Below are 24,882 nucleotides of genomic sequence, written 5' to 3' on the forward strand. Positions count from 1 at the left end.
TCGTAGGGACGGCCGTGCGTCCTCCACGGATCCCGGCCCGCGGCTCGCAGCGCCTCCGGAATCGGGTTGAATAGACGGATGCGCTCGTTCGAGCGCGGAGAGCGTGAGGTCCATGGCCCGCCAGAGTCCCCCCGGTGAGGTGCTGCCGTCGGCCGCACCCGGGCCGGTGACCGCCGGCCACGAGCCCTTCTCCGAGCAGGACATCCGCGCCCTCGTCGGAACCGCCGCCGTCGAGAAGGGCACCGCTTACGCGGACGAGGGCCGCGTGCGCGAGCTGCAGTGGTTCGGCGGCCGCACCCGCCTCTTCGGCCAGGTCCGCGGATCCGGGCGCTCGCCGTACGCCGTGAGCGTGCAGCTCCGCGACGAGGGCGAGCACTGGACCCTCCTCGGCGGCGCCTGCAGCTGCCCGGTCAAGCACGAGTGCAAGCACGTCGCCGCCGTCCTGATCGAGGCCCTGCGCCGCGAGCGCGAGGGCGGAGTGGCCGGTCCCTTCCCGGGCGAGGCCGCTGTCGACGCCGTCCCGGAGTGGCGCAGCGCGCTCGCCCCGCTCCTCGCCGGCGCGGAGCGCTCGCACACCGGCATCCCGCTCGGCCTGCAGTTCGAGCTGCTGCCCGGCGAGCCCGTGCGTCGCCCGCCCGGCCGCTACAACTCCTACCGGCCGCCGCCCGAGCCGCGCCCGCGCCTGGGCGTGCGCCCGGTGCGGATGGGCGACCGCGATCGCTGGGTCCGCACCGGCACCAGCTGGCGCGACCTCGGCTACCTGCACTACAGCCACGACTACGACGAGCGCCAGATCGACGTGATCCGCGAGATGCAGGGCCTGCTCTCCGGGCACAGCGCCTCCAGCTACTACTCGCCCGACACCTGGCTCTACCTCGACCAGTGCCGGAGCGAGGCGATCTGGGCGGCCCTGCACGGCGCCGTCCGCGCGGGCATCGGCCTGGTGATGGGCGACCGCGACCAGACGCCGCTGAAGATCCTCGACACAACGGCGACCGCCTCCATCGACGTCACGCGCACCGCCGCCGGCCTCGAGCTGCGCTCGCTCGTCGCGATCGGCGACCACCCGGCGCCCGAGGAGTTCGGCTTCATCGGCGACCCGGCCGTCGGCCTCTACACGTGGGAGGGCGGCGACGAGATGCGCGCCCGCCCGGTCACGCTCATCCCGTTCGCCGCGCCGCTGCTGTCCTCCGCGCGCACGTTCCTCTGGAGCCGCGAGGCCATCCGCATCCCGGTGGCCGAGGAGTCGGCGTTCCTCACCGAGCACTACCAGCGGCTGCACCGGCTGTTCGACATCGTCTCCCGTGACGGCTCCTTCGAGGCGCCGGCGGTGCCCGAGCCGCGCCTCGGCCTCACCCTCGAGCACACCGACGGCGCGGGCCTGCGCGGCTCGTGGTGGTGGCGCTACGGAGTGGAGGGAGCGCGCGGCGGCGTGGACGCCGAGCGGCTCCCGCTGCGGGTCGGCGAGGACGCGGGCTACCGCGACCCCGAGGCCGAGCAGCGGATCCTCGACTCCCTCGTGGGAGCGGGTCTCGACCCGGAGTCGACGCCCGCCCTGGTGTCCCCGTCGAGCAGGCGCCTGCGCCCCACCTTCGACCTGCGCGGCATGCAGACCGTCGGCTTCCTCACCGGCGAGGTCGAGCGGCTCCGCGAGCTCGGCACCGTCGAGATCGAGGAGATCGGCGAGCGTGTCGAGTACCGCGAGGCGCAGACCGCCCCCGTGGTCGCCGTGCAGACCGTCGCCCAGCCCGACAGCCGCGACTGGTTCAACCTCGAGATCTCCGTCACCGTCAACGACGAGGCGGTCCCGCTGGCCGAGATCTTCCTCGCGCTCGCCCGCGGCGACGAGTACATGGTGCTGCCGAGCGGCGTCTACTTCGCCCTCGACGACGAGCGGTTCGGCCGCCTCCGCGAGCTGATCGCCGAGGCCCGCGAGCTCTCGGACGACCCCGGCGAGACCCTGCGGATCAGCCGATTCCAGTCCTCCCTCTGGGACGAGCTGGTCGAGCTGGGCGTCGTGGAGGCCCAGGCCGCCGCGTGGCGCCGCTCCGTTGAGGGGCTCTCCGGCTTCACCGCGACCGGTGCGCTGGAGTCGCGGGTCCTGCCCGAGGGCTTCGCCGTGGAGCTGCGGCCCTACCAGCAGCTCGGCTACGACTGGCTCTCGTTCCTCTACGACAACCAGCTCGGCGGCGTGCTCGCCGACGACATGGGCCTGGGCAAGACCGTGCAGTCCCTCGCCCTGGTCACCCGGGTGATGCAGGAGCAGCGCGCCGCGGCCGCGGAGGCGGGCACCTCGCCGCGCCCGTTCCTCGTCGTCGCGCCCACCAGCGTGGTGCCCAACTGGGTCGGCGAGGCCAAGCGCTTCGCCCCGGACCTCCGCGTCGTCGGGATCGACGAGACGTCGAAGAAGAAGCGGAAGGCGCTCTCGAGCGTCATCGGCGAGGCCGAGCTGGTCGTCACCTCCTACGCCCTGTTCCGGCTCGACTACGAGTCGTACTCGGGCATCCAGTGGTCGGGGCTCCTCCTCGACGAGGCGCAGTTCGTCAAGAACCGCCAGTCGGCGACGCACCAGCTCGCGCGCCGGCTCGACGTGCCCTTCAAGCTCGCCATCACGGGAACGCCGATGGAGAACAACGTGATGGAGCTCTGGTCGCTGCTGTCGATCGTCGCTCCGGGCCTGTTCCCCTCGCCCGCCGGGTTCGTCGAGTTCTACCAGAAGCCGATCGAGCGCGAGGCCGACAGCGAGAAGCTCTCGCAGCTGCGGCGGCGCATCCGCCCGCTGATGCTGCGGCGCACCAAGGAGCTCGTCGCCAAGGAGCTGCCGCCCAAGCAGGAGCAGACCCTCGAGGTGGAGCTCGGCCCGAAGCAGCGGAAGGTCTACGACACGTACCTGGCGCGGGAGCGGCAGCGCGTGCTGGGCCTGATCGGCGACTTCGAGAAGAACCGCTTCGCGATCTTCCGCGCGCTGACCGTGCTTCGCCAGGTCGCGCTCGACGCGGCACTGGTCGACGAGGCGCACGAGAGCGTGCCCTCGACCAAGCTCGACCTGCTCGACGAGCTGCTGGGCGACGCCCTCGGCGAGGGGCACCGCGTGCTGGTGTTCAGCCAGTTCACGCGGTTCCTCGGCCGGGTCCGCGGGCGGCTGGACGCGGCGGGCATCGAGTACGCCTACCTCGACGGAGCGACGAAGAAGCGCGACGAGGTCATCGAGCGGTTCCGCTCGGGCGCGGCGGGCGTCTTCCTGATCTCGCTCAAGGCCGGCGGCTTCGGGCTCAACCTCACCGAGGCCGACTACTGCATCCTGCTCGACCCGTGGTGGAACCCCGCCACCGAGTCGCAGGCGGTCGACCGCGCGCACCGCATCGGCCAGACCCGCTCGGTCATGGTCTACCGCCTGGTCGCGAAGGACACGATCGAGGAGAAGGTGATGGCCCTCAAGGAGGCGAAGGCCGCGCTCTTCGCCGCGGTCATGTCGGACGACGGCGCGGCGGCCACCGGCGGGATCACGGCCGAGGACGTGCGCGAGCTGCTGGGCTGAGCGCCGCCGCTACTCGCGCACCTGCTCCAGCAGGGTCGTGACGGCGGCGCGGGTGTCGGCGGCGAGCCGTCCGAGGCGGTGCGCGGCACGGATCGACACCGGCCGGTGCGGGTGCACGAGCCGCCGGGCCGCCGTGCAGGGCAGCGCGAACGCCGCGACGACGCCCGCGTCGATCCCGTCGAGTCCGCCGTCGTCCCGGCCGAAGACGAGCTCCCGACCCTCGCGGGCGAGAGCCTCCGGCAGGTCGGCCTCGCCGATCGGGAGGCGCAGCACGGCGAGCAGGCCGGCCGCCTGCACCCGGCGCGGCAGCGGGCGTCCGAGGCGTCCCGCCGCGTGCACCGTGAAGAAGTCGGCCTGCCGCTCGAGGATGCCCGTGACCGTCTCGGCGAGGCGCTCCATCTCGGGGTGCAGCGAGAGCCGGGCGAGCCGGCGGTAGCCGTGCACCGCGACCCGGGCGTCCACCGCGAGGGCCAGCGCGACGGGGCCGGCGAGGGAGGCCGCGGCGCGGTCGAGGAGCGGGCGTGACCTCACCGTCGGCTCCGGCGGGCGGATGTCGATGCCGCGGATCTGCGGCGAGGCCGCGAGCACGTCGCCCAGGGCGTCGGCGATCCGGTGCCGCTCGGCGGCCCAGACGGACGCGAACGCGCGGACCTGCTCGTCGGGGTGGGCGCGCGCGAGGGGGAGCACCCGGGCCACGGTGGCGTGCTCGATCGCCCGCAGGTACGCGGTGGCGACGATGGCCTCGCGGTCCAGCGGCACCTCCTCGAACTCGCGCACCGAGAAGTGCTCGCGCAGGGCGCCGTGCGCGCTGCGGTGGTGGTCCTCGAGGTCGAACGGTTCCGCGATGCCCACGTCGTGCTCCTCCGCTAGTCCGGTCCCTCCATCCTGGGCCCCCGGTGCGAGAGGCGGAAGAGCACGCGCCCATCCCTGGGACACTGGGAGCCGGTCGTCAGGCGGCCGGGGGAGCGGGGCAGGATGAGCGGGGCCCGGACCTCGGCGATCGGCGCCGTCCTCCTCGCCGCCGTCTGCTTCGGCACGACGGGGACCGCCCAGGCCCTCGGAGCGGCGGGCGTGGATCCGCTCCTCCTCGGGGCGGCGCGCATCGTCCTCGGCGGCGCCCTGCTGGCCGCTCTCCTCGGCGTGGAGGCGCTGCGCCGGCGGAGCCGCTCCCGCCCGACCCGGGCCGTCGTGCTGCTCGTCGTGCTCGGAGCGGTCGGCGTCGCCGCGTACCAGCCCGCCTTCTTCACCGGCACCGCGCAGAACGGAGTCGCGGTCGGCACGATCGTCGCCCTCGGCTCCGCTCCCGCCTTCACCGGCCTGCTGGAGTGGCTCGTCCTGCGGACGACGCCGAGCCCGCGCTGGTTCGCCTCGACCGCGCTCGCCGCGGTCGGCGTGGTGCTCCTCAGCGGAGGCGGATCCGGCGGCGTGACGCTCCCCGGCCTCGCCGCGTCGGCCGGCGCCGGCGCCTCCTACGCGCTCTACGCCGTCTGCGGCAAGCTGCTGCTCGAGCGCGGATTCAGCCCCGTCGCCGCCATGGGAGCCCAGTTCGGAGCCGCGGCGCTGCTGGCGCTCCCGTTCCTGCTGCTGGGCGATCCGTCGCGGCTCTCCGGCTCGATCCCGGCCGTGCTCTGGCTCGGAGTGGTGACGGTCGCCGTGGCCTACACCTTCTTCGCGCGCGGCCTGCGAGCGCTGCCCGCGGCGACCGTCTCGACGCTCACCCTCCTGGAGCCGGCGACCGCGACCCTCCTCGGCGTGGCGGTGCTGGGCGAGCGGCTGACCACGGGAGCCGTCCTGGGCGTCGCCGTGCTGGTGGCGGCGGTGCTGCTGCTGGCGGTGCGGGGGCGCCGCCGTTCCGGTGCGCGGAGAGAGGCGCCGCCGCGCTCCGCGGAGTAGCGTCGACTCCCACCGACCCGACGACGAGGCGGAGCGCATGACCAACCCGTGGCTGGCCCGCCCTGGCAGCGGTCGGCGGCGCGCGCTGGTCGAGGAGTCGTGGGAGCGCGCGCGGCGGCGGCGCCTCGATCCGGACCGGCTGACGGCACCGCTCTCGTTCTCGGGAGACGACCTCCGCGAGTACCGCACCGGGCATCCGCTCGCCTCGGTCCTCCCGGTCATCCGCCGCCTGCTGGTGCGCGACGCCGACGAGGACAGCGGCGTGCTGGTCGCGGTGGGCGATGCGCTCGGGCGGCTGCTCTGGATCGACGGGGACCAGCACCTCAAGAGCCTCGCCGAGGGGATGTCGTTCGTCGAGGGCGCGGCGTGGGCCGAGCCCGACGTCGGGACGTCCGCGCCGGGGACGGCCCTCGTGCTCGATCACGGCGTGCAGATCCACGGCGCCGAGCACTTCGCCTCGCTCGTGCACCCGTGGAGCTGCACCGCCGTCCCCGTGCACGACCCCGAGACGCACGAGATCCTCGGAGTGATCGACATCACCGGCGGCGCCGACGTCGTCGCCCCGCAGACCCTCCCGCTGATGGAGGCGACCGCCGCCGCCGTCGAGAGCGAGCTGATGGTGCAGCGGCTCCTCCGCCCGCGGCGGCCCGCTGCACGGAGCACAGCGGCGGCCCGGGCGCCGAGCCTGCGGGTCCTCGGGCGCGAGACGGGCCTGGTGACGGCCGCCGGAGCGACGCTCGAGCTGAGCACCCGGCACGCCGAGATCCTGACCCTGCTCGCCTGGCACCGGGCCGGGCTCTCGGCCGAGCAGCTCGCCCTCCTGCTCCACGGCCGGGACGACGCGGTGGTCACCGTCCGCGCCGAGATGGTGCGGCTGCGCCGCGCGCTCGAGCCGACCCTCCCGCGCCTGGTGCCCCTCTCGCGCCCCTACCGCCTGGCGAGCCCGGTCGACCTCGACGCCCGCCAGGTGCTGGGCCTGCTCGACCGCGGCTCCCACCGTCTCGCCCTGGACGCCTACCGGGGCGCGCCGCTGCCCTCGTCCGAGGCGCCGGGGATCCGGGCGATCGCCGTCGAGCTGCGCCTGCGGGTGCGGGCGAGCGTCCTCGCCGATGCGGCGCCCGCGACCCTCCTCGCCTGGGCGGAGGGCCCTGACGGCCGCGACGACGCGGAGGTGTGGCGGGAGCTCCTGCGCGTCCTCCCGCCCCGCTCGCCCCGGCGTGCCGGTGTCGCCGCGCACCTCGAGACGATCGAGGCGGAGCAGCGCTGAGCCGTTCCGGTCGCTCCCGGGAGTGCCGCCGGAGCCGTCCGGCCGCGGAGCCGCCTCGCTAGCCTCGACGCATGAGCACCCTCGCACCACCTCCCCGGGCCCTCGCGAGCGGAGTCGCGGGGGGCCTGCTCCTGATGGCGGTCTTCACGATGTGGTGGGCGAGCGACACCACGGTCGGCTGGCCGGCTCCGGCGGCGACGACCGCCGTGACCGTCTGCGCGCTCGCGGCCGTGGTCTTCGCCGTGCAGGCCGTCCGCCTCCTCGTCGCCCGGCGGAGGATGGCGGTGGAGCTCACCGACGCCGACCGCGCGGCGAAGCCGAACGGTCTGCTGTTCGGGGCGGTCTTCGCCGCGGAGGGCGTGCTGATCGGTGTCGCGGTGGGTGTCCTCACCGGCACCGGGCTCGAGCGGTTCCTCGTGCCGGCCATCGCCGTGATCGTGGGCCTGCACTTCTACCCGATGGCGAGGATCTTCGGCCGGACCCTCGACCTCTGGCTCGCCACCTGGACGACGCTGGTCGGAGCGATCGGAGTCGTCGTGGTCCTCGTCGACAACTCCGCCTGGCCGCAGGTGTGGTCCTGGGTCGGCGCGGGGGCCGCAGCGGCCACGGTGACCTACGGCGTCTACATGAGCCGGATCGCCCAGCGCCTGCTCGCGAGCGTCTGAGGTCCGGGCCGCGGGGCCCTCCTCCTCGGGCGGCCGCGTCTCCGCCCGGCCGGTCCGGCCTCCGTCCTCGCCGCTCCCGCCGGTCCGTCGACCCGTGCAACGTCGTGCAACCCCCCGCGACGTAGCGTCAGGACCGGGCGCCCACCCCGCGCCCACGACAACGACGTCGATGGAGGTCCACATGACGCTGTACGCCGACCAGGTCGCCGAGCAGGCACCGCAGGAGCCCGGCTCCACGGTCTACGCGAATCCAGGCACGGAGGGATCCGTCGCCTCCTTCCGCTCGCGCTACGACCACTACATCGGAGGCGAGCACGTCGCCCCCGCGAGCGGCCAGTACTTCGAGAACATCACCCCGATCACCGGGAAGCCCTTCTGCGAGATCGCCCGCGGCACCGCCGCCGACGTCGACCGCGCCGTCGAGGCGGGCTGGAAGGCGTTCGCGAGCTGGGGGAAGACCAGCCCCGCCGAGCGCTCGAACATGCTCCTGAAGATCGCCGACCGCATGGAGGCGAACCTCGAGCTGCTCGCCGTCGCCGAGACGTGGGAGAACGGCAAGCCCGTGCGCGAGACCGTCGCCGCCGACATCCCCCTCGCCATCGACCACTTCCGCTACTTCGCCGGAGCGATCCGCGCGCAGGAGGGAGGCGTCTCCGAGATCGACCACGACACGATCGCATACCACTTCCACGAGCCGCTGGGCGTGGTCGGGCAGATCATCCCCTGGAACTTCCCGATCCTGATGGCCGTGTGGAAGCTCGCGCCGGCGCTCGCCGCAGGCAACTGCGTGGTGCTGAAGCCGGCCGAGCAGACGCCGGCGTCCATCCACGTGCTGCTGGACCTGATCGGCGACCTCATCCCCGCCGGTGTGCTCAACGTCGTCAACGGATTCGGGTTCGAAGCGGGCGCCCCGCTCGCCTCCCACCCGCGCATCCGCAAGATCGCCTTCACCGGCGAGACGACCACCGGCCGCCTGATCATGCAGTACGCCAGCGAGAACCTCATCCCGGTGACGCTGGAGCTGGGCGGCAAGAGCCCCAACGTGTTCTTCGCCGACGTCGCCGCGGAACGCGACTCCTTCTACGACAAGGCGCTCGAGGGCTTCTCGTTCTTCGCCCTCAACCAGGGCGAGGTCTGCACCTGCCCGTCGCGGGCGCTCGTGCAGCGCTCGATCTACGACGACTTCGTCGGAGACGGCCTCGAGCGGGTCAAGCGGATCAAGCAGGGCAACCCGCTCGACACCGCCACGATGATCGGCGCCCAGGCCTCGAACGACCAGCTCGAGAAGATCCTCTCCTACATGGACATCGGCAAGCAGGAGGGAGCGAAGCTGCTCATCGGCGGCGACCGCGCCGACCTCGGCGGCGAGCTCAGCGGCGGCTACTACGTCAACCCGACCGTGTTCGAGGGCCGCAACTCGATGCGCATCTTCCAGGAGGAGATCTTCCGACCCGTCCTCGCCCTCACCTCCTTCGACGACTTCGACGACGCGATCGGCATCGCCAACGACACCCTCTACGGCCTCGGCGCCGGAGTGTGGAGCCGCAACGGCGCCCAGCTCTACCGCGCCGGCCGGGCCATCGAAGCCGGCCGCGTCTGGTCGAACACCTACCACCAGTACCCCGCGCACGCGGCGTTCGGCGGGTACAAGCAGTCGGGCATCGGACGCGAGAACCACAAGGTGATGCTCGACCACTACCAGCAGACGAAGAACCTCCTCGTCTCCTACGCGGAAGGACCGATGGGCTTCTTCTGAGTCGGTTCGCACGGGCTCCTCGTTCCTCGTCGCCCGTGCCGCGGTCGGCTCGCCGACGTGGCCGGGTGGGGAGGAGCGGGGAGCGTTCGCACCGAGACGGATCCGCTGGCACGCGGATCCGCCGTTCGGTGCTCGGCCCTTCGGGCGAGGCACCTGGCGGCGCGCGGAAGGACGGTGCTCGGCCCTGCGGGTGAGGCACCTGGCGGCGCGCGGGGGAACGGTGCTCGGCCCTGCGGGTGAGGCACCTGGCGGCGCGTGGAAGAACGGTGCTCGGCCCTGCGGGCGAGGCACCTGACGGCGCGCGGGAGAACGGTGCTCGGCCCTTCGGGCGAGGCATCGGACGAGGGGGGCGCCCCCTCATGTTGATCGAGTAGTCCGCGCAGCGGCGTATCGAGACGCCGCCCGGAGGAGCGTCCGCCGTCAGCGGTCGGGCGCACACAGACATTCCGCACCACGAGCGAAGGAGCACCACCCATGACCTCCACGAGGGTCGACGTCACTGCGGAGGCGGCCGGCATGCTCCGCCGGATGACGGCGCTGCACGGGCCGCTCATGTTCCACCAGTCGGGCGGATGCTGCGACGGCAGCTCCCCGATGTGCTTCCCCACCGGGATGTTCCGCACCGGCGCCTCGGACGTGCTCGTCGAATCGCTCCGGCTCGACGGCCTGGACCCGATCGACTTCTGGATGTCCCGCTCCCAGTTCGAGTACTGGAAGCACACCCACCTCACCGTCGACCTCGTCGACGGGCGGGGCAGCGGATTCAGCGTCGAAGCACCCGAGGGCAAGCGCTTCATGATCCGCAGCCGACTGCTCACCGACGACGAGCTCGTCGAGTTCGGGCTCCTCCCCGCCGGAGCCGTCGGGCCCTGAGCCGGCTTCCCTGACCCGTTCCCCCTGACCCGTTCCCGTCGCAGATCCTCGCCGACCGGCGACATCCCGGTCCAGCGGTGTCAGCCGCCCGGAGCAGGAGCGGGCGGCGCCTTCCCCGTGCTCAGCTGCACGCCCACCACCGATCCCTTGTCCACGCGGGTGCCCGCGGCCGGACCGGTGCCGGCCACGGTGTTCATCGGCTGCGTCGAGTCGACCTGCGACGTCGCTCCGGGAGTGAGCCCTGCTGCGGTCAGCGCCTGTGCGGCGGAGTCGCTGGTCCGGCCCGACAGGTCCGGCACGGTGACCTGCGGCGCCGCGATGAGCGACTGGTCGGCCTGCGGGAAGTCGGAGCCGCCGTAGCGGGAGTCGATCGCCGTCATCAACGGCTTCCAGATCCGGTGGCGTGCCGAGGGCGCCCAGCCGCTGTCGAAGTCGATCGAGTCGAGGTTCACCCTCGAGCCGTCCGCGCGTGCCGAGATGCTGCCGACCCAGACCGCGAGGGAGGTCTCGGTCGAGGCGCCGATGGCCCAGGTGTCGGCGGAGTTGTCGGTGGTGCCCGTCTTGGTGATGTGCTGGATGCCGTTCTTCGGATCGTCCTCGACGCCCGTGCCCTCGGCGGTCACCTTGAGCATCGTGTACTGCATCGCCGACGCGACCCTCGACGACACCGCCCGGCTGCAGGTCGTCTCCACCGGCTCGATCTCGCGGCCGTCGGCTCCGACGATCGCCGTGATCGCGACGGGGGTGCAGGTCGTGCCGTTCTCGGCGATGCCGGAGTAGGCGGTCGCCATGGTGAGCGGTGCGATCTCGTTGGTGCCGAGGACCGCTCCCGGCGACTGCACGAGCGCGGTCCCGTCCGCGCGGTGCACTCCGAAGGCCTCGGCCTGCTTGCGGATCTCGCACTGGTCGAGCAGGTGCGACATCCCGGTGAAGCCCGTGTTCAGCGAGTAGATCGTCGAGTACAGCGCCGTCTGGGTGTCGGTGTAGCCGCCGTCGCCGGCGTTCTTGGGGTTGTAGGAGTCGTAGTCCCAGGTGCCCTCGCAGCTGTCGGCGAAGCCGGTCCAGTTCTTCTGCTTCGAGTCGAACTGCTCGAGCAGGGTGTGCCCGCGGTCGAGCCACTCGGCGAGCGTGAACACCTTGTAGGCGGAGCCGGTCTGGAAGCCGTTGCCGCCGCCCGCGGACGCGTCGACGTTGAGGTTGATCGCCGAGAACTCCGGCCCGCTCGCGATCACGTCCGGGTCCTGGCTGTAGCGCTTGTTCTGCACCATCGTGAGGATGCGCCCGGTGCCGTTCTGGACGGCGACCGCCGTCGCCCCGACGTCGAAGCGCGGATCGGAGGAGGGGACCTGCTCGTCCATCAGCTCCTGCGCGGTCCTCTGCAGGTCGAGATCGATCGTCGTGTAGACCTTGATGCCGCCCTGCTTGATCGCCGCGTAGCGCTCGTCGTCGGTCGCTCCGAGCGCCGGGTCGTCGCGGAGGACGTGGGTCACGTAGTCGCAGAAGTAGGCCGCGCTGCCGGCCGTCTGGCAGCCGGTGGACGGCGGGGTGATGTCGGGGGTGATCGCCTCGGCGGCCGCGGCGTCGTGCGCGGCCTGGTCGATGCTCCCCGTCTCGAGCATCCGGTCGAGGATGTAGTCGCGCCGCTCCCGGGTCTGCGCGTAGCCGTTCGCTTCGCCGTTGGCCGTGTCGTCCGGACGGTCGAAGCGGAACTTCTCGGGGTTGTTCACGATGGCCAGGAGCGAGGCGGACTGCGCGAGGGAGAGGTCGGCCGCCGGGATGCCGTAGTAGTACTCCGCCGCGGCCTCGATGCCGTAGACGGTGCCTCCGAACAGCGCGATGTTGAGGTAGCCGAGGAGGATGTCGTCCTTCGAGGACACCTTCTCGAGCCCGATCGCGAGCCGCATCTCCTTGAGCTTGCGCTCGGCCGTGGTCGCCGTCGCCTCCGCGTACGCGCGGTCGCGGTCCGCCTCGTCCGGGATCGACTCGGCCTTCTGCACCAGCACGTTCTTCACGTACTGCTGCGTGATCGACGAGCCGCCCTGGGTGTCGCCGTCGAGGAGGTAGGTGCTGGCGATGGCGCGGAGGGTGCCCTGCAGGTCGATCCCGCCGTGGTCGTAGAAGCGCGGGTCCTCGCTCGCGACGAGCGCGTCCTTCACGGAGTCGGCGATCCGGTCGGCCGGCACCTCGATCCGGTTCTGGTCGTAGAAGGAGGCCAGCAGTGTCGGATCGTCCGGGTCGCCCGCGTAGACGTCGCTCTTCTGCATCAGGCGCCCGACCTCGAGGTAGCTCGGGAGGGACTGGAACGCCGAGATGGTGCCGGAGGTCGCCGCGCCGGTGAGCGCGGCGGCGGGGGCGACCACGAGCGAGGCGAGCAGACCCGCCAGGACGCTGACGATCACGAATCCGAACAGCGCGCCGAGGGCCCCGTGGACGGTTCGACGGGGCTGGAAGACGGGGACGTTCGGTCGCTTCAGGATGGATCCTCTCGCTGCACCAGCACCCTAGGCGAGGCCTGCGACATCCCCGACGAGGCGCGCCACGGCCGCGCCGGACGCCCGTCCGCCCGGAGTCGGCGCGACGGCGCCCGCGCAGGCCCGGCGCCTGCGACAGCAGAAGGGGCCGACCCCGGAGGGATCGGCCCCTTCACGGGACGGGCGACGTCTCTACTCGATCAGGTCGCCGTTCAGGTCCGAGATGTCGTTCGGATTGGCCGGAGCCTTGCCCGTGCTCACCTGGAGGGGGATCACCCCGCCGGCGACCGCCGTCTCCTCCGCGCTCGGCGTCGTCGACACGACGGAGCCCTCCGGGATCGTCGCGGAGTCGACCGACTCGTGCATCCCGACGACGAAACCGGCGGCGGTGAGGATCGCCGTGGCGCTCTCGACCGTCTCGCCCGTGACGTCGGGGACCTCGGAATTCGCCGCCGATCGCGGCGAGTACGCGAGCATCGAGGCCGGCGGTGCCGTGAAGTCGTCGCCGCCGTACTTCTCGTCGAGCGCCGTCATGATCGGCTTCCAGATGGCGTGCCGGGCGTTGGAGGCGCGGATGGTGCCCTTCTCGCCCGTCAGGCTGATGAAGCGCAGGTTCTGCTTGGTGTTGTCGGCGAAGCCGTTGATGCTGCCGACCCAGACCGCCAGGGAGGCGGCCTTGCTGGCGCCCGCCGTCCACACGTCGGCGGCCTCGTCGGTGGTGCCCGTCTTGCCGATGTGCTCGATACCGTCGAAGGGGTTCGAGGCGTAGGCCGTTCCGGAGGTCATCACCCGCTGCATCGCGTACTGCATCCCTCGGGCGACCTCGGGCGACACGGAGGGCGTGCACGCCGATGCCGGGGCGGCGACGGCGTTGCCCTCGCTGTCGGTGATCCGGTCGATGACGATCGCCGAGCAGGTCGTGCCGTCGTTCGCGATCCCCGCGTAGGCGTTGGCCACCGTCAGGGGCGCGATCTCGTTCGTCCCGAGGACCGAGGCCGGCCCGTTGGCGAGCTCGCGGCCGTCGGCGCGGTGCATCCCGAACGACTCGGCGGTGGTGCGGATGTCGCAGAGGTCGAGCTGCTGCGCCATTCCCATGAAGCCGGTGTTGATCGAGTTCGTGGTCGCGCCGAGCGCGCTCATCGAGCTCGCGTCCTCCGACGGGTCGTCGTTGCGAGGCGAGAACCTGCCGTAGTAGCCGCCGTCGCCCTCGACGTTGCACTTCTGGGGGTAGGAGCTGAAGCCGGAGGTGGGGGAGGCGAACGACTCGTTGACGGTGTGCCCCGCCTTCAGCCACTGCGCCAGCGTGAACACCTTGTAGGTCGATCCGGTCTGCACGCCGGAGCCGCCGCCCATGCTGAGGTCGACGTTGAGGTTGATCGCGCTGTAACCGGGGTTCGCGGCGAGGAACTGCTCGTCCTGGCTGTACTGCGTGTTCTGCACCATGGAGAGCACGCGGCCCGTCTTCGCCTCGACGGAGGCGGCCGTCGCGCCGACCTGGAAGCGCGGGTCGACGGAGGGGATGTAGGCGTTGAGCGCCGCCTGCGAGACCTGCTGGATGTCGAGGTCGAGGGTCGTCACGACGTCGAAGCCGCCCTGGCGGATGCGCTGATAGCGCTCGTCGTCGGTCGCCCCGAAGACGGAGTCGTTGCGGAGGACGTTCAGCACGTAGTCGCAGAAGTACGCGGCGTTGCCGGCGGTGGTGCAGCCGGTCGAGGGCTCCGTGATGTTCGGGGTGATCGGCTCGGCGACGGCGGCGTCGTGCGCGGCCTGGTCGATCCGGCCGTGCTTGAGCTCCTCCGAGAGGATGTAGTCGCGGCGCTCCTTGGTGGCGGCGTAGCCGTTGGCGGCGCCGTTCGCCTCGTCGCCCGGGTTGTCGAAGCGGAACTTCGCCGGGTTGTTCACGATCGCCAGCAGCGCGGCCGCCTGCGAGGTCGAGAGCTGGCTCGCGGGGATGCCGTAGTAGTAGTTCGCCGCGGCCTCGATGCCGTAGACGGTGCCCCCGAAGAGGGCGATGTTGAGGTAGCCGAGCAGGATGTCGTCCTTCGACGCCTCCTTCTCGAGGCCGATCGCGAGGCGCATCTCCTTGAGCTTGCGCTCGGGGGTCGGGTCCGTCGCCTCCTGGTAGGCCTTGTCGCGCGCGGCCTCGTCGGTGATCGACTCCGCCTTCTGCACCAGGACGTTCTTCACGTACTGCTGCGTGATCGACGACCCGCCCTGCAGGTCGTCGCCCGTGAGCGTGACGGCGATGGCCCGGAGCGTGCCCTGGAGGTCGATGCCGCCGTGCTCGTAGAAGCGCGGGTCCTCGCCGGCGACGGCCGCGTCCTTCGCGGACTGCGCGACGTCGTCCCAGCCGACCTCGACGCGGTTCTGGTCGTAGACGGAGGCGAGGAGGGTCGTCCCGTCGCTCGCGTAGACGTTGGTGCGCTGCATCAGCTGGCCCACGTCAAGGTAGCCCGGCAGGTTCTGGAACATGCCGATCGTGTTGCTCGTCGCCAGGCCCGTCAGCGCGAGAGCCGGCGTGACGCCGACGGTGATCAGGACGCCCGCCACGGCGCTCATCCCGATGAACCCCATGACCGCCCGCAGCGACATCCCGAGCGGCCGGACGGAGCGGCGGGATGCAGTGGGAAGTGCCATGGAGCGGTCGTCCTTTCGACGCGGCACCGGGCCGCGGAGATGTGAGGGAGGGTGGCGAGAAGCCTCGCGAGCAGTCGCGCGATCCCCCGAGTTCATGGTACGTGACGGGTGCGCCCGCGGGGCGTCCTCCTCCCGGTGGAGATGAGGAGCTGGCGGGTGATGCGCAGGAGCGGGCGCGTCCGGAGTGCTGACCTCGGGTCGATGCATCCGTATCGTGGGGGGAGCGCCGCTCCGAGGGGCGCTGCAGCACCCGTTCCACCCACCGCTCCGGGGCCCCGGGCGGCCGGCCCCGGCAGAAAGCGCACACCATGGCACGCATCCACGACGACGTGACCCAGCTCGTCGGCAGGACCCCTCTCGTCCGCATCAACCGGCTGGAGGGCGCCGACCAGGCGACGGTCCTCGCCAAGCTCGAGTTCTACAACCCTGCGAACAGCGTGAAGGACCGCATCGGCGTCGCCATCATCGACGCGGCCGAGGCCTCCGGCGAGCTGCACCCCGGCGGGACGATCGTCGAGGGCACGAGCGGCAACACCGGCATCGCGCTCGCGATGGTGGGTGCCGCCCGCGGCTACAAGGTCGTCCTCACGATGCCCGAGACGATGTCCGTCGAGCGACGGGTCCTCCTCCGCGCCTACGGAGCCGAGATCGTGCTCACCCCCGGCAGCGAGGGCATGCGCGGAGCGGTCGAGCGCGCCCGCGCGATCGTCGACGAGACCCCCGGCGCGATCCTCGCCCGCCAGTTCGAGAACGCCGCCAACCCCGAGGTGCACCGCCGCACCACCGCGGAGGAGGTCTGGGAGGACACCGACGGCGAGGTCGACGTCTTCGTGGCCGGCATCGGCACCGGCGGCACCATCACCGGAGTCGGCCAGGTGCTCAAGGAGCGCAAGCCCGGCGTGCAGATCATCGGAGTGGAGCCGATCGACTCCCCGCTCCTCACCCAGGGCACCGCCGGGCCGCACAAGATCCAGGGCATCGGCGCCAACTTCGTCCCCGCGATCCTCGACCGCGAGGTCTACGACGAGATCATCGACGTGACGCTCGACGACTCCGTGCGGGTGGCCCGCGAGATGGCCGCGCAGGAGGGGATCCTCGGCGGCATCTCCTCCGGCTCGATCATGTGGGCCGCGCTCGAGGTCGCGAAGCGCCCCGAGAACGCGGGGAAGACCATCGTCGCCATCGTCTGCGACTTCGGCGAGCGGTACATCTCGACCGTCCTGTACGAGGACCTCCGCAGCTGAGCCCCTCGAGACGAGGCGGGACGCCCCGCTCCGGACGCGACGGTCGGCCGGAGCGCCGCGTCCCGTCCGGACCGGAGCGTCCCAAGCTCCTCGCCCTGCTCCGCGAGGACGTCCGCACCGCCCGGGAGCGCGACCCCGCCGCCCGGAGCGCGGTGGAGGTCGTCCTCTCCTACCCGGGAGTGCACGCGGTCTGGGTGCACCGCGTCGCGCACGCCTGGTGGCGGCGGGGCCTCCGCCTGCCCGCCCGGCTGCTCAGCCAGGCGGCGCGCGCGGCGACCGGGGTGGAGATCCACCCCGGTGCGACCATCGGCCGACGCCTGTTCATCGACCACGGCATGGGCGTCGTCATCGGCGAGACCGCGCGGATCGGCGACGACTGCATGCTCTACCACTCCGTCACGCTGGGCGGGAGGTCGGCCCGGCGCGAGCGTCGGCACCCCACGCTCGGCGACCGGGTGGTCGTCGGCGCCGGCGCGGTCGTCCTGGGCCCGCTCGTGCTCGGATCGGACGTCAGCGTGGGCGCGAACGCCGTCGTGGTGAAGGACGCGCCCGACGGGGCGGTGCTCGTCGGCATCCCGGCCCGCGATCTGCGCGATCAGGGCGGGGAGGAGGACCCGCTCGCCGGGTCCGGCCGCTCCACCGGCCCGGCGGGACGCGTCTAGCCGGCGACGCTCAGTCGTCGCCCCTCGGCGAGATGTCGCGCGGGGCGCTCTTGATCTGCGCGAAGGCGTCCAGCGCGTGCGCCCGCGTCTCCTTGAGGTCGACGAGGGGCGCCGGGTAGCCGTCCGCGCCTCCGGTCAGCGTGTCCCCGAGCGTCCACGGCTCGTGCACGGCGGCGCCCTCGACTCCGCCGAGCTCCGGCACGTTGTGGCGGATGTACTCGCCGGCCGGGTCGAACTTCCTCGACTGCGTGACCGGGTTGAAGACCCGGAAGAACGGCGACGCATCGGCTCCCGAGCCCGCGACCCACTGCCAGTTCGCGGCGTTGCTCGCCGGGTCCGCGTCGACCAGGGTGTCCCAGAACCACTCCTCGCCCACCCGCCAGTCGACCAGCAGGTTCTTGATCAGGAACGACGCGGTCACCATCCGGACCCGGTTGTGCATGTAGCCGGTGCTCCAGAGCTCGCGCATGCCTGCGTCCACAAGGGGGTAGCCGGTGCGCCCCTGGTGCCAGGCGTCGATCGCCTCCTGGCCGGGGCGTCCCCACGGGAAGGAGTCGAACCGGGTGTCGAAGTTCGCGGTCGCCAGATCCGGCCAGTGGAACAGCAGGTGGTAGCAGAACTCGCGCCAGAGCACCTCGGAGAGGAACCGGTCGCTGCCGTCGCCGCGGTGCAGGCCCTTCGCGTGCGCCTCCTCCAGGGCGTGCCACACCTGGAAGGGGCTGATCTCGCCCCACCTCAGGTGCGGGGAGAGGTTCGAGGTGGCGTCGTCCGCCGGCCGGTCGCGACCGTCGGCGTAGTCGTCGAGCTGCTCCGCGAGGAACGCGCGCAGCCGGTCGGCCGCCGCCTTCTCGCCGGGGACCCAGCGCTCGCGCAGCCCTCCCGCCCAGTCGGGACGCGTGGGCAGCAGCTCCCAGTCGTCGAGGGAGTCGGAGGCGATCTCTCCCGTGACGCCGTCGAGCGAGCGGGGGCGGGGGAGCGGCGCGCGCGGCGTCGGCTTGGCGCGGCAGGCGCGGGCGAAGGGCGTGTAGACGGAGTAGGGGCCGCCGGCGCCGGTCTGCACGGTCCACGGCTCGAACATCAGCGAGCCCTGGTGGCTCTCGGCCTCGAGGCCGCCGTTGCGGAGCGATTCCTTCACCGCCGCGTCGACGGTGCGCTCGGCCCTCCCGTAGCGGCGGTTCCAGTGCACGGCTCCGGCGCCGATCTCCTCGGCGAGCTGGAGGACGACGGCCTCGGCCGGCCCACGGCGCAGGATCAGCGGGGCGCCGTGCTCGCGCAGGTCGGCGGCGAGGCCTGCGAGGCTGCCGTGCAGCCACCAGCGGGAGGCGCCCCCGAGCGGACGGATGCCCGCCGACTCCTCGTCGAGCACGTAGCAGACCGCGACGGGGCCGCCACGGTCGATCGCGGCGCGCAGAGCGGGGTTGTCGGCCAGGCGCAGGTCGTCGCGGAGCCAGACGAGGGTGGGGGAGGTGTCACTCATGGTGACCCCCATGATCCGCGAGTCCCGCGCCGCGGCGAAGACCTGGCCGGTCGCTGCGGCCCGTGCTAGCGGGGACGGATCAGGCGGAGGCGATGCCGTCGCGGAGCTTGTCGCAGAGCGCGGTCAGCTGCTTCAGCTCGTTTTCGTCGAGGACGCCGCCGACCTGCTCCGAGATGGTCCTCATGTGGGTGAGCGCGACGCGGCGGAAGAGCGCGTAGCCCTCGTCGGTGATCGCGATGATCGTGCCGCGGGCGTCCGCCGGATCCTCGCTCTTCTCGACGCAGCCGCGGGCGGCGAGCCGGTCGATCAGCCTGCTGACGCTGGGCTGCGTCAGGAGGACGTGCCGGTTCAGGTCGCGCAGCCGTGCGCGCCGACCGGGCTGCCGGGTGAGGTTGAAGAGCACGTCGTACTCGTTCATCGAGATCTCCCGCGAGGGGAACTCGGTGCTCAGGGTGCGCATCACCTGGACCTGGGCGCGGAAGAGCGACTCCCAGGCGGCGACGGCCTCTCTCGACCCCACTGGTCCTCCTTCACGGCACTCAGGAAGCGGTTCCCTGACATCCAGACGCCGTACAGCCTACGCCGGGGTGCTGGGAGGAGGGGAGTCGGAGGAAGGGGGCCGGGGGAACGACAGAAGGCCGGCCGCTGAGGCGAGCGGCCGGCCTTCATTCCCTTGCACCAAGAGTGTCCTGCAATCACTTCTCGCGCTTCCCGCCACAGCAAACGGTCGACGCACTTGAACTATATAACGACCCGGTAACGACGCAACCCTCTCTTTCCTGAATCCTCCCTGAGCCGCCCCGCCCCGCCCGTCGCCGCGCCCGCCCGCGCTCCGCACGACTCTCTCCTGACCCAGGACGCCCCGTCTGCTGCCTCCGACGTCCGCACCGAACCGCAGCCCATCCCTGACCGTTGACGGACACGACGAGCACCCCCTGCCCTCGTCCCCCGCCGACGCGGCCCGGCCCCGTCGTCCTGCCCCGTGAGGCGCGACCCGCCCCGCCACGGCTTCGACCACGCAGCGGGCCGTCGAGCCCTCCACGTCTGAGGAGCGGTCGCGCACATCCGTCGAGGCCGAGAGGACGTCCCGCCCTCGAGGCGAACGCGGGAAACGCGTGTCAGCTTTTCCCGCTAGCCGGTCGCGACCCGCTCTCCGAATCGAGACAACGGGTGAAGCCGACCGCGGCGAGGAGAACGCAAGCGTTCTCCTCGCAATTCAGAACAGATCCGGCGACGGCGTCGACGCGTAGCGGATGGCGACGTCGGCGTGGCGGTCGAAGCGGTAGCCGACTCCGCGGACGGTGCGCACGATCTCCTCGTAGCGGCCGAGCTTGGCGCGGAGGCGGCGGACGTGGACGTCGATGGTGCGCTCGTTCGGCGCGTCGTCGTCCGCGGCGCCCCAGAGCGAGGCGATGAGCTCGGCGCGCTCGATGGTGCGGCCCTCGCGGAGCACGAGGTACTGGAGGAGCTCGAACTCCTTGTAGGTGAGGGGGGTGGTCTCCTCGTCGAGGATGACGCGCTTGCGGGAGATGTCGATGACGACGCCGCCGGGTGCACGGTCGGGGTCGGGCTCGGCGTCGGAGCGGCGCTTGGCGACGGCGGCCGGGTCCTGCAGCGCGAGGCGGACCACGTCCACGTCGCGGCCGCCGGCGCCCTGAGGGGCGAGGGCGACGGAGGCGTAGGTCTCGGCGTCGGGGGCGAGCTGCGCCGTGACGCGCTTGAGCTCCTCGACCAGGCGGCCGAGGTCGACTCCGGCGGCACGGGCCTTGGCCTCGTCGATGCCGACGTAGAGGGCGAAGCCGCGGGCCTCGGTGCCCTGGGGGACGGCGCGGAGGCGGGGTGCTGCGGGCGCGGCGTCGGCGACCGGCTGGAGGCGGGGCGCCTCGGTGGAGGTGGCGGCGGTGACGGTGCGGGTGTGGAGGAGGGTCATGACGAGTCCTTGGCTGGTCGGATCCGGGACGAGTGTCCGAGGGTGCGGATCCGGGTGTGCGCGATCGAGCCGGCCCGCGGTGCGCGGTGGCGGCAGAGACGGATGCGGGGCATCCAGGGGATCGTCCGCGCCTCGGACGCTCAGCCGATCATGACGATCAGCGGGCGGAGGCGGTGCGGGGATCCGGCGAGGTCAGTTCCTCATGCACACATTCGACAGCACATGACGGGGCCACCGGCCATCATCATGCCGGCATTCCCGATGGCCTCGAGGGAGGTCAGGGCGTGCAGGGTGTCAGTCATGTCCGTCAGTAAAGCGGAGGCCGGTGCACGGCGTCAACACTTCCGTGGGGATGGACGGCGCGTCGGGGGTGGTTCCGGTGCTCGGGAGGAGGCGCGCGCCGTGATTGGGGACCTCGATGCGCCCGCTGCGCGGGCTGCTCGATCCGCAGGACGGGCTTTGCCGGACGGTCGCGGTGGGGGCTGTCGAGACCCTCGCTGCGCCGGCCGACCGGCACGGCTCAGCGAGGCTCCCTGTTCCGGGGTGCGACGCGAGGCCCGCTCGTCCGGGGGCCGGCGGGCTCAGCCCGCGAGGCCGTAGAGGCGGTCGCCCGCGTCGCCGAGGCCGGGGACGATGTAGCCGAGCTCGTTGAGCTTCTCGTCGAGGGAGCCGAGGACGATGGTCACGTCGCGGTCGCCGAAGGCCTTCTCGACCGCGGCCAGGCCCTCGGGGGCGGCGAGCAGGCAGACGGCGGTGACGTCGACCGCTCCCCGGTCGAAGAGGAACTGGATGGCCGCGACGAGCGAGCCGCCGGTCGCGAGCATCGGGTCGAGGACGAAGCACTGGCGGTTCGACAGGTCGTCGGGCAGGCGCTCCGCGTACGTGGTCGGCTCGAGCGTCTCCTCGTTGCGTGCCATGCCCAGGAAGCCGACCTCGGCGGTCGGGATGAGCTTGACCATGCCCTCGAGCATCCCGAGGCCGGCCCGGAGGATCGGGACGACCAGCGGCTGCGGGTCGCTGAGCGCGAGGCCGGTGGTCTGCGACACGGGGGTCTCGATGGTGACGGTGCGGGTGCGGACGCCGCGGGTGGCCTCGTAGGCGAGGAGCGTCATCAGCTCCTCGGCGAGCTGCCGGAAGGTGGGGGAGGGGGTGCGCTTGTCACGCAGCACGGTGAGCTTGTGGGTGATCAGCGGGTGGTCGGCTACGTGGACGCGCATAAGCTCAATCTACTGGCCGGAGCGGCGCCCCACCGGCCGCAGCGGGCCGCCGCAGGAGGGGGAGCGATGCGCGACAGCGATCTCCGCGTCCCCCGCCGCTCCGAGGAGTGGATGGGCCTGGCGCTCGACGAGGCGCGGCGGGCCGCGGGCTGGGGCGACGTCCCCGTGGGCGCGGTGGTCCTCGACTCGGAGGGTGCGGTGCTCGGGCTCGGGCGCAACGAGCGCGAGCTGCGGCGGGATCCGACGGCGCACGCCGAGGTGGTCGCGATCCGCGCGGCGGCCGAGGCCCGCGGCGACTGGCATCTCGAGGGCTGCACGCTGGTGGTCACGCTCGAGCCGTGCGTGCTCTGCGCCGGAGCGATCCTGGCGGCGCGGATCGACCGCGTCGTCTTCGGCGCGTGGGACGAGAAGGCGGGCGCTTCCGGATCCGTGCACGACCTCCTCCGCGACCGCCGGCACAACCACGTGGTCGAGGTGTACCCCGGGGTCCGCGCCGCGGAGAGCTCGCGGCTCCTGCTCGACTTCTTCGCCGACCGCCGCTGACGCCGAGCGCCGCCGAACCCCTCAGCTCGGAGCGCCCAGCCACTCCGTCAGCGCGAGCCGCGTCGCCGCGTGCATCCGCTCGAAGCGCTCCGCCGCGACGTCGTCGGCGAGCACGGCGGCGTCGTAGCCCGCCGCTCCTGCCCACTCCCCGTCGCCCTCGAGCCACTGCGCGGCCATCGTGCCGGTCAGCTCGGGGTGGAACTGCACGCCGAGGAGCCAGTCCTCCACGGCGAACGCCTGCACCTCGCCCGCCGGCGACGACGCCAGCAGCGCTGCTCCGCTCGGCAGCGCGAAGGTGTCGCCGTGCCACTGCATCACGTCGACGCCGGCGAGGTGCCGGAGCGGGGAGCCGGCGCCCTCCTCCGTGAGCACGACCGGGCGGAAGCCGACCTCGCGGGCCGATCCGGGATGGACGGACTCGCCCAGGGCGGTCGCGATCAGCTGCGCTCCGAAGCAGACGCCGAGCGTGGGACGGCGGTGGTGCATCCGGTCCTGCAGGAGCGCGATCTCGGGGCTGATGAAGGGGTGCCGCGAGGTCTCGTAGACGCCGGCGCTGGAGCCGAGCGTGACGACGAGGTCGGGGGCGAGGATGTCGATCGCGTCGAGGTCCGTCCCTGCGACGGCGTCGACGGCGAACCCCCGCTCGGTCAGCATCGGCTCGAGCGCGCCGAGCCCGGCACCGCGCTCGTTGACGATCGCCAGGGCCCGGCGCATCTCAGGCGCTCCCGTGCGGCGCGGCCGGCGGGGAGGCGGCGGGCGGAGCGGCGGCGGCCGGAGCGGCCGCGGCGGCCGTCCCTTCCGCCTCAGTCACGGCCGGACGGGCCGCCACCGATCCCGCGCGTCCGCGGTCGACGTCGGGCTCGAGGTAGATCGTGGTGGCGGTGGGGACGGCCTCGCGGATCCGCTTCTCCGCGGCGTCGATCCCGGCGGCCACGTGCTCGAGGGTCTCGGCGGCCGGGAAGGCGAGCTTCGCGGCCACGAGGATCTCGTCCGGTCCGAGGTAGAGGGTGCGCATGTGGATGACGCGCTCGACGTCGCGACCGGCCTCGAGCGCGGCGCGGATCGAGGCGGCGTCGGCGGGAGTCGCCCCCTCGCCGACCAGCAGGCTCTTCGTCTCGACGCCCAGCACGATCGCCACCACGATCAGCAGGGTGCCGATCATGATCGTTCCGATCGCGTCGTAGACCGAGTCGCCGGTGATCACGGTCAGCCCGACTCCGAGCAGCGCGAACGTCAGACCGGTGAGCGCGGCGACGTCCTCGAGGAGCACGACCGGCAGCTCCGGCGCCTTCGCCCGGCGGATGAACTGCAACCAGGACTGCGAGCCGCGGACCCGGTTCGACTCGTTCACTCCGGTGCGCAGCGAGTAGCCCTCGAGGCAGATCGAGATCACGAGGACCAGGATCGGCAGCCAGGCGTTCTCGAGCTCGTGCGGCTCGGCGATCTTCTCGATGCCCTCGTAGAGCGAGAAGACGCCGCCGACGGAGAACAGGATGATCGACACCACGAAGGCGTAGACGTAGCGCTCCCGTCCGTAGCCGAACGGGTGCTCCTCGTCGGCGGCCTTCCGCGACTTGCGGCCGCCGAGCAGCAGGAGCAGCTGATTGCCGGAGTCGGCGAGCGAGTGCACGCCCTCGGCGAGCATGGAGGCGGATCCGGAGAAGAACCAGGCGACGAACTTCGTCAGGGCGATGCCGAGGTTGGCCGCGAGCGCCGCGATGATCGCGGTGCCGCCTCCGGATGCGCTCACGTGGTCTCCTCGGGCTCGCCGCTGGATGGTCGGGCCATCCTACGAGGCCCCGGACCGCCCCTGGACCCCCTTGCCGCGGGCTCTTCGTAGGATGAGCGGCGTGACCGATGCGCCCGTCCTGCTCCCGTCCATCGCCGTCCTCGGCCTCGGCTCGATGGGGGGTGCGATCCTCCAGGGCCTGCTGGCTCCCGGCGTGCGCGTCGAGGGGGGCGTGCGGGTGACCAACCGCGACTCCGCGAAGGCCGCCGCGTGGGACGGCCACCCGGTGGTCACCGCCTTCGCCACCGCGGACGACCCGGAGGCCAACCGGCGTGCGGTCGAGGGCGCGGCGATCGTGCTCGTGGCCGTCAAGCCGCACATGGTGCCGGACCTGCTCGACGAGATCGCCGACGCGCTCGCCCCGGGCGCGGTCGTCGTCTCCGTCGCCGCCGGCGTGACCGCGGACACGTTCGAGCGGCACCTGCCCGCGTCCGTCGCCGTGCTCCGCTCGATGCCGAACACTCCCGCGGTCGTGGGCCGCGCCGTCACCGGCCTCAGCGCGGGCACGCGGTCCGGCGACGAGGACCTGGCGCTCGTGCGCCGCCTGTTCGAGACGGTCGGCGAGGTGGTCGAGGTGCCGGAGTCGCAGCTCGACGCGCTCTCGACGATCTCCGGCTCGGGGCCCGCCTACGTGTTCCTGCTGATCGAGGAGCTCATCGCGGCCGCTGTCGCGAAGGGCTTCAGTCCGGAGCAGGCGTCGACGATGGTGGTCGGCACGTTCCGCGGCGCGGCCGAGCTGCTCGCGGACTCCGGCGAGGAGCCGGCGGAGCTGCGCCGGCGGGTCACGAGCCCGAAGGGCACCACCGAGCGGGCCGTCGCGGTCCTGCAGGAGGCCGACCTCGCCGCCCTCTTCACGCGGGCGACCGACGCCGCGCTGGCCCGCGCCCGCGAGCTCGCCGCCTCCTGACTCCGCCCTCCTC

The 24,882-nt window shown here is 72.5% G+C and carries 19 protein-coding genes; 10 read left to right on the forward strand and 9 right to left on the reverse strand.

The genetic code is table 11. From position 1 onward, the window contains the following. Positions 1–112: 112 nt before the first annotated feature. Entirely contained in the window at positions 113–3,538 is a 3,426-nt protein-coding gene (locus tag C5C36_RS05675) for a DEAD/DEAH box helicase (RefSeq protein ID WP_104224188.1), read from the forward strand. 9 nt (positions 3,539–3,547) lie between these two features. Here C5C36_RS05675 and C5C36_RS05680 read toward each other — a convergent pair whose 3' ends face one another. After that, a complete protein-coding gene (locus C5C36_RS05680) occupies positions 3,548–4,390 on the reverse strand; it encodes a hypothetical protein (protein ID WP_104309401.1) in 843 nt (280 codons plus the stop codon). A 123-nt stretch (positions 4,391–4,513) separates the two neighbouring features. On the opposite strand from C5C36_RS05680, the gene C5C36_RS05685 reads away from it, so the two are divergent. The 5 genes from C5C36_RS05685 to C5C36_RS05705 all read left to right on the forward strand — a co-directional run bounded on the left by C5C36_RS05685 (position 4,514) and on the right by C5C36_RS05705 (position 9,992). Next, a complete protein-coding gene (locus tag C5C36_RS05685; RefSeq protein ID WP_104309402.1) occupies positions 4,514–5,431 on the forward strand; it encodes a DMT family transporter in 918 nt (305 codons plus the stop codon). Positions 5,432–5,468: 37 nt separating this feature from the next. Next, on the forward strand, positions 5,469–6,698 hold the full coding sequence (locus tag C5C36_RS05690; protein WP_104261463.1) for a GAF domain-containing protein: 1,230 nt from the start codon (positions 5,469–5,471) through the stop codon (positions 6,696–6,698). A gap of 71 nt (positions 6,699–6,769) precedes the next feature. After that, positions 6,770–7,363: a hypothetical protein gene (locus C5C36_RS05695; protein WP_104309403.1), complete on the forward strand. Its 594-nt coding sequence runs from the start codon at positions 6,770–6,772 to the stop codon at positions 7,361–7,363. 181 nt (positions 7,364–7,544) lie between these two features. Beyond that, positions 7,545–9,119, forward strand: a complete 1,575-nt coding sequence (locus C5C36_RS05700; protein ID WP_104309404.1) for an aldehyde dehydrogenase family protein — start codon at positions 7,545–7,547, stop codon at positions 9,117–9,119. Positions 9,120–9,593: 474 nt separating this feature from the next. Continuing rightward, positions 9,594–9,992 (forward strand): DUF779 domain-containing protein, encoded by a 399-nt coding sequence (locus C5C36_RS05705; RefSeq protein ID WP_104309405.1) that lies wholly within the window; start codon positions 9,594–9,596, stop codon positions 9,990–9,992. An 80-nt stretch (positions 9,993–10,072) separates the two neighbouring features. Here C5C36_RS05705 and C5C36_RS05710 read toward each other — a convergent pair whose 3' ends face one another. Further along, positions 10,073–12,391, reverse strand: a complete 2,319-nt coding sequence (locus C5C36_RS05710) for a transglycosylase domain-containing protein (RefSeq protein WP_104237781.1) — start codon at positions 12,389–12,391, stop codon at positions 10,073–10,075. A gap of 264 nt (positions 12,392–12,655) precedes the next feature. Continuing rightward, complete coding sequence (locus C5C36_RS05715) at positions 12,656–15,100, reverse strand: penicillin-binding protein (protein ID WP_181028729.1); 2,445 nt, start codon at positions 15,098–15,100, stop codon at positions 12,656–12,658. A 308-nt stretch (positions 15,101–15,408) separates the two neighbouring features. Here C5C36_RS05715 and cysK point away from each other — a divergent pair, with 308 nt between their 5' ends. Together cysK and epsC are read left to right on the forward strand one after the other, a co-directional pair. After that, complete coding sequence (gene cysK / locus C5C36_RS05720) at positions 15,409–16,344, forward strand: cysteine synthase A (protein WP_104237779.1); 936 nt, start codon at positions 15,409–15,411, stop codon at positions 16,342–16,344. A gap of 95 nt (positions 16,345–16,439) precedes the next feature. Further along, a complete protein-coding gene (gene epsC / locus C5C36_RS05725) occupies positions 16,440–17,006 on the forward strand; it encodes a serine O-acetyltransferase EpsC (protein WP_104224204.1) in 567 nt (188 codons plus the stop codon). A 10-nt stretch (positions 17,007–17,016) separates the two neighbouring features. Here epsC and C5C36_RS05730 read toward each other — a convergent pair whose 3' ends face one another. The 4 genes from C5C36_RS05730 to upp all read right to left on the reverse strand — a co-directional run bounded on the left by C5C36_RS05730 (position 17,017) and on the right by upp (position 21,630). Next, the gene (locus C5C36_RS05730; protein WP_104309415.1) at positions 17,017–18,483 is read right to left on the reverse strand and encodes a deoxyribodipyrimidine photo-lyase; all 1,467 of its coding nucleotides are present in this window, start codon (positions 18,481–18,483) and stop codon (positions 17,017–17,019) included. A gap of 79 nt (positions 18,484–18,562) precedes the next feature. Then, a complete protein-coding gene (locus C5C36_RS05735) occupies positions 18,563–18,943 on the reverse strand; it encodes a MarR family winged helix-turn-helix transcriptional regulator (protein WP_104257198.1) in 381 nt (126 codons plus the stop codon). A 756-nt stretch (positions 18,944–19,699) separates the two neighbouring features. Further along, entirely contained in the window at positions 19,700–20,413 is a 714-nt protein-coding gene (locus C5C36_RS05740) for a winged helix-turn-helix domain-containing protein (RefSeq protein ID WP_104224849.1), read from the reverse strand. Between the two features lie 581 nt (positions 20,414–20,994). Then, positions 20,995–21,630 carry a uracil phosphoribosyltransferase gene (gene upp, locus C5C36_RS05745; protein ID WP_104309407.1) on the reverse strand — a complete coding sequence of 212 codons (636 nt, stop codon included), beginning with the start codon at positions 21,628–21,630 and terminating at the stop codon, positions 20,995–20,997. A 66-nt stretch (positions 21,631–21,696) separates the two neighbouring features. Here upp and C5C36_RS05750 point away from each other — a divergent pair, with 66 nt between their 5' ends. Continuing rightward, on the forward strand, positions 21,697–22,173 hold the full coding sequence (locus tag C5C36_RS05750; RefSeq protein WP_104254860.1) for a nucleoside deaminase: 477 nt from the start codon (positions 21,697–21,699) through the stop codon (positions 22,171–22,173). A 21-nt stretch (positions 22,174–22,194) separates the two neighbouring features. On the opposite strand, the gene C5C36_RS05755 is transcribed toward C5C36_RS05750, so the two are convergent. Then, complete coding sequence (locus tag C5C36_RS05755; RefSeq protein ID WP_104261460.1) at positions 22,195–22,887, reverse strand: gamma-glutamyl-gamma-aminobutyrate hydrolase family protein; 693 nt, start codon at positions 22,885–22,887, stop codon at positions 22,195–22,197. A 1-nt stretch (position 22,888) separates the two neighbouring features. Continuing rightward, positions 22,889–23,923: a cation diffusion facilitator family transporter gene (locus tag C5C36_RS05760; protein ID WP_104309408.1), complete on the reverse strand. Its 1,035-nt coding sequence runs from the start codon at positions 23,921–23,923 to the stop codon at positions 22,889–22,891. Between the two features lie 91 nt (positions 23,924–24,014). On the opposite strand from C5C36_RS05760, the gene proC reads away from it, so the two are divergent. Next, positions 24,015–24,869, forward strand: a complete 855-nt coding sequence (gene proC / locus C5C36_RS05765) for a pyrroline-5-carboxylate reductase (protein WP_104309409.1) — start codon at positions 24,015–24,017, stop codon at positions 24,867–24,869. Positions 24,870–24,882: the final 13 nt, after the last annotated feature.

Source organism: Rathayibacter sp. AY1G1 (assembly GCF_002932095.1).
Lineage (GTDB): Bacteria > Actinomycetota > Actinomycetes > Actinomycetales > Microbacteriaceae > Rathayibacter.